This window comes from Suipraeoptans intestinalis, from assembly GCF_009696485.1.
GTDB lineage: Bacteria > Bacillota > Clostridia > Lachnospirales > Lachnospiraceae > Suipraeoptans > Suipraeoptans intestinalis.
On sequence record NZ_VULY01000018.1, the window covers coordinates 1,153,695 to 1,167,500 of the forward strand.

Sequence of the window (13,806 nt, forward strand, 5' to 3'; positions counted from 1 at the left end):
AACAATATGTGTTGGGCGTATTCATTATAATCGCTTTTTCTCATTGTGTAAACATTTTCTCCTGTTTTATTCCCAATATTTGATTTCTTGATTGTCAATATTTTTTTCCGTTTTCTTGTTAAAAATATCATTTTCATTATTTCTTCACAAAACGCTTGTTCTTTTATTTGCCTTGAGTAATCCACCAAATCCCCCTCATTTTCTGTGGATAATGTGGATAAGTCTGTGGAAACTTCCGTTTTTAGCCATTTTTCCATTTTTCATCTGTGGAAAACTTTACCTGCCTTTTCTTGAAATTTCTTTTCTTTTTTTACAATTTTGTACACTTTGTATAGGCGGTGTTTTTCTCGCAAATTTTCTTCCGGGATTTCTTTTCTTCCTGCCCTTTCTCTTTCAAATTTGTATTGACTTTTTCTGAAAAAAGAGATAGGCTAAACTTAATAATTATTCTCATTATTGAAAGGAGGTCCTTATGCCCACTCTAAAATATAGTAGACAGCGTGCTTCCATTAAAGAATATCTGGACGGCACCGTAGAACATCCTACTGCCGATATGGTCTATATGAAGGTAAAAAAGCAATTTCCCAGCATCAGTCTGGGGACTGTTTATAGAAACCTGAACCTGCTGGCTGATATGGGGGAGATCCGAAAGCTTTCTACTCCCGACGGAGGAGATCGGTTTGACGCCAATCTGACTCCCCATTATCACGTAGTATGTAGCTCTTGTGGCAAGGTTTATGATATTATGTTACCGGAAGAGTCCATCCGTCATATCAACGAATCAGCCGACGCCTGCTTCGATGGAGACATCGTTTCTCATGACACACTCTTTTATGGGATCTGTGAGCACTGTAAAAAAGGAAAATAGCGCTTCTCTTTGGGGAGCGTTTCCTTTTATGGACTGTTCTCACGACACATTCAAAATCTGAAAGTTCCTGGTTGACAGGAAGATACTCTTATGATAGTATAATATCAGTAATAGTTACTGATATTGCTATAAAACAAATCAAATAGAAAAGGAGAGAACTACTATGAAAAAATTTGTCTGTACTGTATGTGGATTTGTACACACCGGAGATTCTGCACCGGAGAAATGTCCAGTCTGTGGAGTGCCTGCTGAGAAGTTTAAAGAGCAGACGGGCGACAGAGAATGGGCGGCAGAGCACGTGGTAGGCGTGGCAAAAGGTGTAAGCGAAGATATTCTGGCTGACCTGAGAGCAAACTTTGAAGGAGAGTGTTCCGAGGTTGGTATGTACCTGGCAATGTCTCGTGTAGCTCATAGAGAAGGCTATCCGGAAATCGGACTGTACTGGGAAAAAGCTGCCTGGGAAGAAGCAGAGCATGCTGCAAAATTTGCGGAGCTTCTGGGCGAAGTTCTCACAGACAGCACCAAGAAGAACCTGGAAATGCGTGTAGATGCTGAAAATGGTGCAACAGCAGGTAAATTTGATCTCGCTAAGCGTGCAAAAGCTGCAAACCTGGATGCGATCCACGACACGGTTCATGAAATGGCAAGAGATGAGGCACGTCACGGAAAAGCATTTGAAGGACTGCTGAAGAGATACTTTGGATAAGATCACCAAAAGGGTTGCATGCTGTTTGCAACCCTTTTCTTACCAACGTGGAACCTGCCTACCGGCTCGTTCTTTCGCTTCTACCATTCCATGCGTCTAAATCATACATTTAAATTATAGGAGGAAACAAAATTATGTCTAAATATACCGGAACTAAAACAGAACAAAACTTAATGACTGCTTTTGCAGGAGAATCCCAGGCACGCAACAAGTATACCTACTATGCTTCCGCTGCTAAAAAAGCTGGATTTGTTCAGATGGCAAACATCTTCGAGGAAACTGCAAATCAGGAAAAAGAGCATGCAAAAATGTGGTTCAAGGAATTTCACGGGATCGGAGATGTTGCAGAAAATCTGAAGGATGCGGCTGCCGGTGAAAATTATGAGTGGACAGATATGTACAAGAAAATGGCTGAGGAAGCCCGTGAAGAAGGCTTCGAAGAGCTGGCAAAGAAATTTGAGGGAGTTGCAGAGGTAGAGGCTGCTCACGAAAGACGTTATTTGAAGCTTCTGGAAAGCTATGAAAACGGCGCCACCTTCAAAGGAGAGGCTCCTCTTGGATGGAAATGCAACAATTGCGGATACATCCATGTAGGAGAGGAAGCACCCCAGGTCTGCCCCGTCTGTGACCACCCCAGAGCACATTTTGAAAGAAAAGTAGAAAACTACTAAACAGAAACGAGTTTCAGTATTTTAGGACCTGCCGTTTGGGCGGGTCCTTTTCAATGGCAACCCGGACATTTCCACCGATTCCTTCTCCAAACAGGGGCAGATACGGCTTCTATCAGCCATATCTGCCCCTGTTATCGTAACGGTCGCTGCCGTAATTCCGACTCCGCCGTCTGCCATTTCGTATTTTCCGTCCTGCTCACACAAAAAGAGTCTTTCGTGCCTGCTTATCTGCCGGAAGATCCGTTGCCTATCAGGTCTTCTTTTTCCCTGCGTGACAGCTTTTTCCATGCCGCTTCTGCTCGCATGGCTTCCTGCCTGGAAGAAAACATCTCATAATATACCAATGTAACCGGGCGACGTCCTTTTGTGTACTTTGCGCCTTTTCCCGCATTATGCATCTGGATCCGCTGCTCCAGACGGTTGGTCCATCCAATATACAGCGTATCGTCTGCGCATCTTACCATGTATGTATAATTCACACTACTCTCCCCGGTTTTCCTGTGGCGCCTGTCCTTCGACTTCCTGCGGAGCCGTTTCTACCGCCTTGCTTTCTGCCGGTGAATTTTCCTGTCTGCCCTCCTGAACAGGTGCTCCTGCTACCGTACCTGTCTGTACAACGCTCTGCGGCATCGTTTTGGAGGCCGACTGTCCCTGCATAAATCCCTGCTGCATTCCCGGAGCCGGTCCTGCCTGCCGGAAGTTTCCTCCCATCCTGTCTTCACGATTGCGGATCAAAAACAGATAGATCGCTTCGTAAAGCGGAATGAAAAGACCGGCCACTGCATGTATCACTGCAAAATTCCTGTCGGTATATCTCTCATAGATCCTGATATTCATCAGGCTGCGCAGCCCGCTGATCAGCCCTCCTCCTACCAGGTTGATCACAATGATCAGAAAATATCCTACCAAAACAGCTCCCAGAAAACGGAACAGCACCAGCGGCGAATCTCCCAGTTCATAATAATATTCCTGTGATCCCAGAAGCTTCATAAAGCTGACTGCATAGAAAAAGAAAAGAACCAGTCCCGACACCACTCCCAGTGCAATATTTCCCAGCAGGATCCAGAGTCCGACATTCTTAATCGTTCCTTTTCCAATTTTCTGTTCTCCGCACAATTCCCCCTGAAAATACATCCTTCCATAAGGAATAAATGCCAGCCATGCATTTGCCAATCCTCTCCTTTTGCCCAGCGTGTACAGTCCTATTCCCTTTAGGATATAACTGGTCAGCCCTACCAGCAGCACAACTGCAAGCACGATCAGATAAATCATAATGATCTGCCTTAAGATCATTTCCTCTCCATAGTACATACCTTAACTCCTTTCTAATCTGTTCAGATGCCAGATTTCATCCACATATTCCTGAATGGTCCGGTCTGAAGAAAACTTACCGCAGCTTGCCGTATTCAGCAATGCCATCTTCGCCCACCGTCTGGTGTCTCTGTAAGCCTCCTCCACTTTTTCCTGTGCCCTTGCGTAAGAGTCGAAGTCTTTTAAAATAAAGTATATGTCTGCCCTTCCACCCTGACTGCCCTGTGTCAGGCTGTCGTACAGATCCCTGTACATCTGTGTGTCTCCATTGGCATAGGTTCCATCTATCAGTTGATCCACCACCTGCTTCAGATCCGGATCTTCCTTTAACACATCCATCGGGCAATAGCCGCCGTTGTTTTCATAGGAAATCACTTCATCCGAAGTCAGTCCGAAAATAAAAGCGTTTTCCTGCCCCACTTCCTCCACGATCTCCACATTGGCTCCGTCCATGGTTCCCAGCGTCACGGCTCCATTGAGCATAAACTTCATATTTCCCGTACCGCTGGCTTCCTTGGATGCCGTAGAGATTTGCTCACTGACATCTGCCGCCGCAAAGATCCACTCTGCATTGGACACCTTGTAATCCTCAATGAACACTACCTTGAGCTTGCCATGGATGCTTCTGTCATTGTTGATCACCTCTGCCACGGAATTGATCAGCTTGATGATCTGCTTCGCTCTTACATATCCGGCAGAGGCTTTCGCTCCAAAAATAAAGGTCCTTGGATAAAAGCTCTGCTCCGGATGTGCTTTTATTTTATTATAAAGGTACATAATATGCAAGATGTTCAAAAGCTGACGCTTATATTCATGAAGCCGCTTTACCTGCACATCAAAAATGGACCGGGGATCCACTTCTATTTGGTTGTGTTCCAGAATATAGGCGGCCAGGCGTTCCTTGTTCTGTCTTTTGATCGCCATAAATTCTTCCAGCGCCTTCGGATCATCCGTCAGCTCCTTCAGCTTCTCCATTCTGGACAGGTCTGTGATCCACTTCTTTGTTCCCAGCTTTCCTGTCACCCAGTCTGCCAGCCGGTAATTGCCATGCATCAAGAATCGCCTCTGGGTGATCCCATTGGTTTTGTTATTAAATTTTTCCGGCATCATCTGATAAAATTCTTTCAGCTCCTGCTGCTTCAGGATCTCCGTATGCAGCCTTGCCACTCCGTTTACGGAATATCCTGCCACAATGGCAAGGTGCGCCATTTTTACCTGTCCGTCCCGAAGGATGGCCATCTTCCTTACTTTCTCCTCTTCTCCCGGATATTGGCTTCGGATCTGCTCCACAAATCTCCTGTCAATCTCCTGGATGATCTGATATACCCTGGGAAGCAGACGCGAAAACAGATCAATGGGCCATTTTTCCAGAGCCTCCGCCATTATCGTGTGATTGGTATAGGCACAGGTTTTCGTCGTCACCTCCCATGCCTCATTCCATCCAAGCCCCTCTTCGTCCAGCAGGATCCGCATCAGCTCTGCTACCGCTACTGTCGGATGGGTATCGTTCATCTGGAAGGTTACCTTTTCATGCAGTCTCTCGATCTGTTCATGGCTTTTCTTGTATCGGTCGATCGCCGTCTGGATGCTGGCAGAGATAAAGAAATACTGCTGCTTCAGGCGCAGCTCCTTCCCCGCATAGTGATTGTCGTTGGGATATAGCACCTCCACGATATTTCTCGCCAGATTTTCCTGCTCCACAGCCTTGCGGTAATCGCCCCTGTCAAAAGAGTCCAGTTGAAAGTCCACGATGGGCTCTGCGTCCCAGATACGTAAGGTATTGACCACATGGTTTCCATACCCCACAATGGGATAATCATAAGGGATCGCTTTGACAGACTCAAAGTTTTCCTGTACAAAGTGTACTTTGCCCTCCGCATCATATTCCGTTCGGATATTTCCTCCAAAGCGGACCTCTTTGGCATATTCCGGCCGTCTCAGCTCAAAGGGGTTGCCGTCCTTGAGCCAGTTGTCCGGCGTTTCTACTTGGTAGCCATTTTTAATCTTCTGTTTGAACATTCCATAGCGATAACGGATCCCGCAGCCATACGCCGCATATCCCAGCGTGGCCAGGGAGTCCAGAAAGCAGGCTGCCAGCCTTCCCAGTCCGCCGTTTCCCAGTGCGGGATCCGGCTCTTCGTCTTCTATAGCATTCAGATCGATCCCCATTTCTTCCAGCGCTTCTTTTACTTCCGTGTATGCTGTCATGTTGATCAGGTTGTTTCCCAGAGCTCTTCCCATTAAAAATTCCATGGACATGTAATATACGATCTTGGGATCCTGTTCCTCATATGTTTTCTGGGTCGCGATCCAGTCGTCGATCATGACTTCTTTTACCGCATAGGACACCGCCTGAAAAAGCTGCTGCGGCGTTGCTTCCTGAACGGAACGGCGGAACAGAGTTTTTACCTCTGTTTCCACCTCTTTTTTAAATCGTTCCTTTTCAAATCTAGGGTTGTACATCTATCTATTTTTCCTCTCTTTTCGCCACGCCTAACCGTACTTCTTCTCCGTTGATCTTCCATGTTTTACAGAAGCCTTCCGGCTCTTTCTTTTCCATGGAAACTCCCAGCGTCTCCTCCTGGATCTCTCCGGCGTTCGCCTCAAAGATCCGGTTCGCCTTCTCCGTTCCCTCATAGGAGATCCGGATCTTGTCTATTACTTCAAAGTCCGCTTCTTTTCTCATCGTCTGGATCTTGCTGATAATTTCTCTGACGAACCCTTCTTCCAGCAGTTCTTCTGATAAGTGCGTATCCAGCACCACCGTTACTGCTCCATCATTTTCTGACACATAGCCTTCCATCTGAGCCGATTCGATCAACAGGTCTTCCCTGAACAGTGTCACCGTCTGCCCCTGGATCTCCAGCTTCAACGCATCTGTCTGATTCAGTTCATCCATGGCTCCATTGCCGTCTATGCTGTTCAGCGCTTCTTTGATCTGTCCCAGCAGTTTTCCATACTTGGGGCCTACCGTTTTCAGCTGCGGTTTAAACTGGTAGGAAGTAAATTCCCGTACTTCCTTTGTAAATTTCAGCTCTTTTACATTCAGCTCTTCTCTTACAATCTCCTGGTAGAATACCGGAAGATCAAATTCTGCCTTTACGTACATTGTTCCCACCGGCTGACGGTTTTTGATGTTGGCGCTGTTTCTGCAGGCACGTCCCATCACCACCAGCTTCAGCACCTGCTCCATATGAGACTCCAGCTCTTTATCGATCCTGGATTCGTCCACTTTTGGGAACTCACACAGATGGATGCTCTCCGGCGCCTCCTGGTCAATGCTCCTTACCAGATTTTGGTAGATCTCTTCCGTCATAAACGGAACCAGCGGAGCTGCCGCCTTACATACCTCCACAAGCGCTGTGTAAAGAGTCATGTAGGCATTGATCTTGTCCTGTTCCATGCCCTTTGCCCAGAAACGCTCTCTGCTGCGTCTGACATACCAGTTACTCATATCCTCTACAAATTCCTGTAAAGCCCGTGCAGATTCCGGGATACGGTAATGCTCCAGGTTGTCGTCCACCTCTTTGATCACGGTATTCAGCTTGGAAAGCAGCCATTTGTCCATAACTGACAGCTTTTCGTAGTCCAGACAGTATTTGGTGGCGTCAAATTCATCAATATTTGCATAAAGTACAAAGAAAGCATAGGTATTCCACAGCGTTCCCATAAACTTTCTCTGTCCTTCCGTCACAGCTCCTCCGTGGAAACGGTTTGGCAGCCAGGGGGCGCTGTTAACATAGAAATACCAGCGGATCGCATCTGCTCCGTAGGTTTCCAGAGCATCAAAGGGATCTACGGCATTTCCCTTGGACTTGCTCATTTTCTGGCCTTTTTCATCCTGCACATGCCCCAGCACGATTACATTTTTATAGGGCGCTTTATTAAAAATCAGGGTAGAGATCGCCAGCAGGGAATAGAACCATCCTCTGGTCTGATCCACCGCCTCCGAAATGAAGTCTGCCGGGAACTGTTTTTCAAACAGCTCCTGATTTTCAAAGGGGTAATGGTGTTGTGCAAACGGCATTGCTCCGGAATCGAACCAGCAGTCGATCACTTCCGGCACCCGCTTCATCTGCTTCCCGCATTCCGGACACGTAATGGTGACTTCATCGATATATGGGCGATGCAGCTCGATCTCCTCCGGACAGTTGGGGGACATGTTTTTCAATTCTTCAATGCTTCCTATCGAATGCTGGTGTCCGCATTCACACTCCCAGATATTCAGCGGAGTACCCCAGTATCTGTTACGGCTGATCCCCCAGTCCTGAACATTTTCCAGCCAGTCTCCGAATCTTCCCTTTCCGATGCTTTCCGGGATCCAGTGAATGGTATTGTTGTTGGCGATCAGGTCTTCCTTGACTGCCGTCATCTTGATAAACCAGGACTCTCTTGCGTAGTAGATCAGCGGGGTATCGCATCTCCAGCAGTGTGGATAGCTATGTTCAAATACCGGCGCTGTGAACAAGAGGCCTCGTTCTTCCAGATCCTCCAAAACCTTTGGATCTGCTTTTTTTACAAACAGTCCTGCAAACGGAGTAGAGGGGCTCATTTCTCCCTTATCATCTACCAGCTGTACAAAGGGCATATCGTATTTGCGTCCCACCTTTGCGTCGTCTTCACCAAACGCCGGCGCATTATGTACGACTCCCGTTCCGTCTGTCAGGGTAACGTAGCTGTCGCAGGCCACATAGAATCCTTTTTTCTTCTGCTTGTCTGCCACATCAGCCGCACACTGATACAACGGTTCATATTCTTTGTATTCCAGATCCTTTCCTGTGTAGGTTTCCAGAATCTCATACGCAGCTTCCTCGTCTGTTCCCAGACCTCCCAGCACGGTGTCCAGAAGCGCCTCTGCCATGTAATAGACATTTCCGTCCGCTGCCTTCACTCTGGCATAGGTTTCTGTGGGATTTACGCAGAGCGCCACGTTGGACGGCAGCGTCCAGGGCGTCGTCGTCCATGCAAGGAAATAGGCGTCTTCTTCCTTTACTTTAAACCGTACAATGGCGGAGCGTTCTTTTACATCCTTGTATCCTTGCGCCACTTCCTGTGCGGAAAGCGGCGTCCCGCAGCGCGGGCAATAGGGTACGATCTTAAATCCTTTATACAAAAGATCCTTGTCCCAAATTTTTTTCAAGGCCCACCATTCTGATTCAATGAAATCATTATGGTAGGTGACATAAGGATTGTCCATATCTGCCCAGAAGCCTACCGTTCCGGAAAAGTCCTCCCACATTCCTTTATATTTCCAGACACTTTCCTTACATTGCTGAATAAACGGCTCTAATCCGTACTCTTCGATCTGATCCTTCCCGTCCAGTCCCAGAGCTTTTTCCACCTCCAGCTCTACCGGCAGTCCGTGGGTGTCCCATCCCGCCTTTCTGGGCACCTCATAGCCTTTCATGGTGCGGTATCTGGGGATCATATCTTTGATCACCCTTGTGAGAACATGTCCGATATGCGGTCTTCCGTTGGCTGTCGGAGGTCCGTCATAAAACATATACATGTCTTTTCCTTCTCTGCCTTTCATGCTCTTTTCAAAAATCTGATGATCCTTCCAAAATTTCTCCGTTGCTTTTTCTCTCGCAACAAAATTCAGGTCTGTCGATACTTTTTTGTACATACTTCTCTCCCTTTCTATCCTTTCCCTTTGGTTTTGTGCCTGTTGTATGTTTTATTTTTCTGCTGTCTTTCGTCGTCTTGCCGGAGGCTTTTTATTTCATAAGATGCCAGTTCCTGTGAAATAAAAAACTCCTGTCCGAATAGGACAGAAGCTGCGCTTTCTTTCTACCACCTAAACATACCAGCATATGTCTTCCCTATAACGTGGGAATCTCCGTCAGACTCTACCGGGAATCCTCCTTTCGATGTCTGAAGCTCGGAAGTGATGTTCAAATGCAGCCTACTTGCACCGGCTCTCAGCCCCGCCGGCTCTCTGTGGCGTTCCTCTGCACTCTACTGTCTTCGTCTTCGCTTTTGTATCTCGGGTTATTATCTCAAAGACTTTCCAAAACGTCAAGGGATTTTCCATTTTCCTGACATTTTCGTGCCACCTGGTGCCACTTGCGTGCCTTTTTTCCCGTCTTTTTCCTGTTCTTTCCCCGGCAAATATGCTTTTCTCTTGTTCTTCCCCCATCCTTTTGCTTTCAAACTTTCAAACATTCTATTATTCCAAAGAAATTAGAGATTCTTCTTTTTTTCAGACTGTGTTATAATCCCTCTAAACAGGCAGATGAAACTCTCTTTCCTTCTACTGTCTATTGAGAAGTTTGTCGCCGGGAGCCCCACTAAGTTTTTCCACTATGTCTAATAAGGAGGTCTTATGTTTCAGGAAACCATTGACAGCATTTCATCCGCTGCAGTTGCCAAAGCTCACCTATGGAAGCATCACAAAAAAAGTTATCTGATCTCCTCCATGCTTGCCGGTTCTTTCATTGGTATCGGCGGAATTACCTCTTTTACTTCCGCCTCTCTTTTGGATGCCGCCGGCTCTGCCTGGACGCGTCTGATAATGGCCGCTACCTTTTGTATTGCACTGACTCTGGTGGTTTTTACCGGCACCGAGCTGTTTACCGGCAACAACTATGTCATGACTATCGGCTGGCTCAATAAGGCCACAAGGGGACGTGACGCCGCTGCTATCTGGCTGTTCAGCTGGATCGGAAATTTTCTGGGAGCCATCCTTCTGTCTGTTCTTTATGTAGGAACAGGCGCCGTTTCCTCCGGATCCACCATGGAATTTTTTTCAAAAATCGCAGCTGTCAAAGCCTATATGCCTCTTCCACAATTGTTTTTCCGGGCTGTCCTCTGTAATTTTTTGGTCTGCCTTGCCATCGTGGTAAGCAATCGTACAAAAAATGATGCTGCTAAAATTCTTCTGATCGTCTTATGTCTCTTTTCCTTTGTCATCTCCGGATTTGAACACAGCATTGCAAACATGACTGTATTTTCCATTGCGCTTCTGGAGCCTTCCATTACCTCTGTCTCCCTTCCTGCGGCCCTTATCAGCCTGCTGGTTGCCACTCTGGGGAACATGGCAGGCGGGATCGTGCTGGTCGGATTCAGCACCTTTGCGTTAAAGACCGAGAAATAGGGGATGCTGATACCATTCCTTAAAAAAATAAAGAGGTTGAAGCGGATTAGACCAACACATTTTGTCCTATAACTCAAAAAGACAGAGTCCCGATTCTAGGATTCTGTCTTTTTCTGTGACGTGAGCGTGCGGGGATTCGAACCCCGGACAACTTGATTAAAAGTCAAGTGCTCTACCGACTGAGCTACACGCCCCTATTCGTTTTATCTAATAGAAGTAAATAAAATGCCCAGAGCCGGAATCGAACCAGCGACACGAGGATTTTCAGTCCTCTGCTCTACCGACTGAGCTATCTGGGCATATGCACATTGTGCAAATTGCGGGGGCAGGATTTGAACCTACGACCTTCGGGTTATGAGCCCGACGAGCTTCCAGACTGCTCCACCCCGCGCTATTCAATTAAATGTTTCCGAAGAAACAAAAGCCGATAATCGGACTCGAACCGATAACCTGCTGATTACAAATCAGCTGCTCTGCCAATTGAGCCATATCGGCACAGCCATTCTTATGGCTAATGGATGGAGAAGGATTCGAACCTTCGAAGGCGTTGCCAACAGATTTACAGTCTGCCCCCTTTGGCCACTCGGGAATCCATCCATATAAGTTTAAGTGGGACCAATAGGGCTCGAACCTATGACCCTCTGCTTGTAAGGCAGATGCTCTCCCAGCTGAGCTATGATCCCATTTAAACGACCCAGAAGAGACTCGAACTCTCGACCTCCGCCGTGACAGGGCGGCGCTCTAACCAACTGAGCCACTGGGCCAAATATGATATTTCATCAGTACAGCTTCCATGTACCTTCAAAACCACATACAAGTTAAGCATCCGTCTCCTACCGATTCCCCTTCGGTCATGCCCTCGACCGATTAGTAGCAGTCAGCTCCATACATTACTGCACTTCCACCTCTGCCCTATCTACCTCGTCGTCTTCAAGGGGTCTTACTACTTTCGTAGGGATATCTCATCTTGAGGGGGGCTTCACGCTTAGATGCCTTCAGCGTTTATCCCGTCCCGGCTTGGCTACTCTGCCATGCACTTGGTAATGCAACAGATACACCAGCGGCCAGTCCATCCCGGTCCTCTCGTACTAAGGACAGCTCCTCTCAAATATCCTACGCCCACGCCGGATAGGGACCGAACTGTCTCACGACGTTCTGAACCCAGCTCGCGTACCGCTTTAATGGGCGAACAGCCCAACCCTTGGGACCTACTTCAGCCCCAGGATGCGATGAGCCGACATCGAGGTGCCAAACCACTCCGTCGATGTGAACTCTTGGGAGTGATAAGCCTGTTATCCCCAGGGTAGCTTTTATCCGTTGAGCGATGGCAATCCCACTTTCTACCACCGGATCACTAAGTCCTAGTTTCCTACCTGCTCCACCCGTCGGTGTCGCAGTCAAGCTCCCTTCTGCCTTTGCACTCTTCGAATGGTTTCCAACCATTCTGAGGGAACCTTTGAGCGCCTCCGATACCCTTTCGGAGGCGACCGCCCCAGTCAAACTCCCCACCTGACATTGTCCCCAGACCGGTTCACGGCCTCTGGTTAGAAATCCAATACTGCAAGGGTGGTATCCCAACAGCGACTCTGTGACAACTGGCGTCATCACTTCCTCGTCTCCCACCTATCCTGTACATACAATACCGAATCCCAGTATCAAGCTGGAGTAAAGCTCCATGGGGTCTTTCCGTCCTGGCGCAGGTAACCAGCATCTTCACTGGTATTTCAATTTCACCGGGTGCATTGTTGAGACAGTGCCCAAATCATTACGCCTTTCGTGCGGGTCGGAACTTACCCGACAAGGAATTTCGCTACCTTAGGACCGTTATAGTTACGGCCGCCGTTTACTGGGGCTTAAGTTCAAAGCTTCGACCTACGTCTAACCTCTCCCCTTAACCTTCCAGCACCGGGCAGGCGTCAGCCCATATACCTCACCTTTCGGTTTTGCATAGACCTGTGTTTTTGCTAAACAGTTGCTTGGGCCAATTCTCTGCGGCCAGATTCCTCTGGCACTCCTTCTCCCGAAGTTACGGAGTCATTTTGCCGAGTTCCTTAACAATGCTTCTCCCGTCGGCCTTAGGATTCTCTCCTCATCCACCTGTGTCGGTTTACGGTACGGGCGCGATGAAAACAATAGCGGCTTTTCTTGACACATGGCTCACATACTTCCCTACTCTTCTTCGGTACGCGTCACGTCTTCAGATTGCTGTACGGTTTTTCCTTTACAGCTCCTACCTCGCTTGCGCCGGTCTTTCCATTCCCGGCTTATGCTTTCCACGTGTGTCCCCACAGTTCTGTCCCATCGCGGTACAGGAATCTCTACCTGTTCTCCATCGACTACGGCTCTCGCCCTCGCCTTAGGCCCCGACTTACCCAGAGCAGATCAGCTTTACTCTGGAAACCTTGGATATTCGGCCGGAAGGATTCTCACCTTCCTCTCGCTACTCATTCCGGCATTCTCTCTTCCTGATACTCCACAGCTCCTTCCGGTACTGCTTCTTCACATCAGCAATGCTCCTCTACCAATCAATTCTTCATTGATTCCTGAGCTTCGGTAGTGTGTTTCAGCCCCGGACATTTTCGGCGCAGGACCTCTCGACTAGTGAGCTATTACGCACTCTTTGAATGTATGGCTGCTTCTAAGCCAACATCCTAGTTGTCTTTGAAATCCCACATCCTTTTCCACTTAACACACATTTTGGGACCTTAGCTGCAGGTCTGGGCTCTTTCCCTTTCGACTGTCCAACTTATCTCGTACAGTCTGACTCCCGTTCATCATCTACGCGGCATTCGGAGTTTGATATTCTTCGGTAAGCTTTGACGCCCCCTAGGAAATTCAGTGCTCTACCTCCGCAAGACTTGATTCGAGGCTAGCCCTAAAGCTATTTCGAGGAGAACCAGCTATCTCCGGGTTCGATTGGAATTTCTCCCCTATCCACACCTCATCCCCACCCTTTTCAACGGATGTGGGTTCGGTCCTCCATTGCCTTTTACGGCAACTTCAACCTGGACATGGATAGATCACCCGGTTTCGGGTCTACTCCGACTGACTCTTTCGCCCTCTTCAGACTTGGTTTCCCTTCGGCTCCGTCTCTTCTAAGACTTAACCTCGCCAGCCAGCGTAACTCGCCGGACCGTTCTACAAAAAGTACGCG

10 protein-coding genes, 7 tRNA genes and 1 rRNA gene (1 of these 18 cut by a window edge) are annotated in these 13,806 nt (G+C 47.9%); 4 read left to right on the forward strand and 14 right to left on the reverse strand.

The genetic code is table 11. The features are described from left to right. Positions 1-472: 472 nt before the first annotated feature. The 3 genes from FYJ34_RS06100 (at position 473) to rbr (ending at position 2,245) form a co-directional block, all read left to right on the forward strand. Entirely contained in the window at positions 473-868 is a 396-nt protein-coding gene (locus FYJ34_RS06100; protein ID WP_154477078.1) for a Fur family transcriptional regulator, read from the forward strand. 163 nt (positions 869-1,031) lie between these two features. Then, entirely contained in the window at positions 1,032-1,574 is a 543-nt protein-coding gene (locus FYJ34_RS06105; protein ID WP_154477080.1) for an NADH peroxidase, read from the forward strand. Between the two features lie 134 nt (positions 1,575-1,708). Further along, entirely contained in the window at positions 1,709-2,245 is a 537-nt protein-coding gene (gene rbr, locus FYJ34_RS06110) for a rubrerythrin (protein ID WP_154477082.1), read from the forward strand. 21 nt (positions 2,246-2,266) lie between these two features. On the opposite strand, the gene FYJ34_RS06115 is transcribed toward rbr, so the two are convergent. From FYJ34_RS06115 to FYJ34_RS13545, 6 genes are all read right to left on the reverse strand, one after another. Then, positions 2,267-2,422, reverse strand: coding sequence for a hypothetical protein (locus FYJ34_RS06115; protein WP_154477084.1), 156 nt, complete (start codon positions 2,420-2,422; stop codon positions 2,267-2,269). 47 nt (positions 2,423-2,469) lie between these two features. After that, complete coding sequence (locus FYJ34_RS06120; RefSeq protein ID WP_276958866.1) at positions 2,470-2,724, reverse strand: GIY-YIG nuclease family protein; 255 nt, start codon at positions 2,722-2,724, stop codon at positions 2,470-2,472. Position 2,725: 1 nt separating this feature from the next. Next, entirely contained in the window at positions 2,726-3,556 is an 831-nt protein-coding gene (locus FYJ34_RS06125) for a hypothetical protein (protein WP_154477086.1), read from the reverse strand. Between the two features lie 3 nt (positions 3,557-3,559). Next, positions 3,560-6,019 carry a glycogen/starch/alpha-glucan phosphorylase gene (locus tag FYJ34_RS06130; protein ID WP_154477088.1) on the reverse strand — a complete coding sequence of 820 codons (2,460 nt, stop codon included), beginning with the start codon at positions 6,017-6,019 and terminating at the stop codon, positions 3,560-3,562. A 4-nt stretch (positions 6,020-6,023) separates the two neighbouring features. Next, positions 6,024-9,182, reverse strand: a complete 3,159-nt coding sequence (gene ileS, locus FYJ34_RS06135) for an isoleucine--tRNA ligase (RefSeq protein WP_154477089.1) — start codon at positions 9,180-9,182, stop codon at positions 6,024-6,026. A 392-nt stretch (positions 9,183-9,574) separates the two neighbouring features. Continuing rightward, positions 9,575-9,709 (reverse strand): hypothetical protein, encoded by a 135-nt coding sequence (locus FYJ34_RS13545; protein ID WP_268878929.1) that lies wholly within the window; start codon positions 9,707-9,709, stop codon positions 9,575-9,577. 172 nt (positions 9,710-9,881) lie between these two features. Between FYJ34_RS13545 and FYJ34_RS06140 the strand changes: the two genes are divergently transcribed. Then, on the forward strand, positions 9,882-10,652 hold the full coding sequence (locus FYJ34_RS06140) for a formate/nitrite transporter family protein (RefSeq protein ID WP_154477091.1): 771 nt from the start codon (positions 9,882-9,884) through the stop codon (positions 10,650-10,652). A gap of 121 nt (positions 10,653-10,773) precedes the next feature. Here FYJ34_RS06140 and FYJ34_RS06145 read toward each other — a convergent pair. The 8 genes from FYJ34_RS06145 to FYJ34_RS06180 form a co-directional block, all read right to left on the reverse strand. Next, positions 10,774-10,846: transfer RNA gene (locus FYJ34_RS06145), tRNA-Lys, on the reverse strand. 32 nt (positions 10,847-10,878) lie between these two features. Then, a tRNA-Phe gene (locus FYJ34_RS06150) sits at positions 10,879-10,951 on the reverse strand. 18 nt (positions 10,952-10,969) lie between these two features. Further along, positions 10,970-11,043, reverse strand: a tRNA-Met gene (locus tag FYJ34_RS06155). A 31-nt stretch (positions 11,044-11,074) separates the two neighbouring features. Beyond that, positions 11,075-11,147, reverse strand: a tRNA-Thr gene (locus FYJ34_RS06160). A 20-nt stretch (positions 11,148-11,167) separates the two neighbouring features. Beyond that, positions 11,168-11,249, reverse strand: a tRNA-Tyr gene (locus tag FYJ34_RS06165). 13 nt (positions 11,250-11,262) lie between these two features. Further along, positions 11,263-11,335, reverse strand: a tRNA-Val gene (locus FYJ34_RS06170). A gap of 7 nt (positions 11,336-11,342) precedes the next feature. Further along, positions 11,343-11,416, reverse strand: a tRNA-Asp gene (locus tag FYJ34_RS06175). Positions 11,417-11,499: 83 nt separating this feature from the next. Next, positions 11,500-13,806: ribosomal RNA gene (locus tag FYJ34_RS06180) — 23S ribosomal RNA — on the reverse strand; it runs 588 nt beyond the window's last position.

Bases quoted from the DNA above. Each gene is read 5' to 3' on its own strand.
- FYJ34_RS06100 (WP_154477078.1), top strand. From the start codon at position 473: ATGCCCACTCTAAAATATAGTAGACAGCGTGCTTCCATTAAAGAATAT.
- FYJ34_RS06105 (WP_154477080.1), top strand. From the start codon at position 1,032: ATGAAAAAATTTGTCTGTACTGTATGTGGATTTGTACACACCGGAGAT.
- rbr (WP_154477082.1), top strand. From the start codon at position 1,709: ATGTCTAAATATACCGGAACTAAAACAGAACAAAACTTAATGACTGCT.
- FYJ34_RS06115 (WP_154477084.1), bottom strand. From the start codon at position 2,422: ATGGCAGACGGCGGAGTCGGAATTACGGCAGCGACCGTTACGATAACA.
- FYJ34_RS06125 (WP_154477086.1), bottom strand. From the start codon at position 3,556: ATGTACTATGGAGAGGAAATGATCTTAAGGCAGATCATTATGATTTAT.
- FYJ34_RS06130 (WP_154477088.1), bottom strand. From the start codon at position 6,019: ATGTACAACCCTAGATTTGAAAAGGAACGATTTAAAAAAGAGGTGGAA.
- ileS (WP_154477089.1), bottom strand. From the start codon at position 9,182: ATGTACAAAAAAGTATCGACAGACCTGAATTTTGTTGCGAGAGAAAAA.
- FYJ34_RS06140 (WP_154477091.1), top strand. From the start codon at position 9,882: ATGTTTCAGGAAACCATTGACAGCATTTCATCCGCTGCAGTTGCCAAA.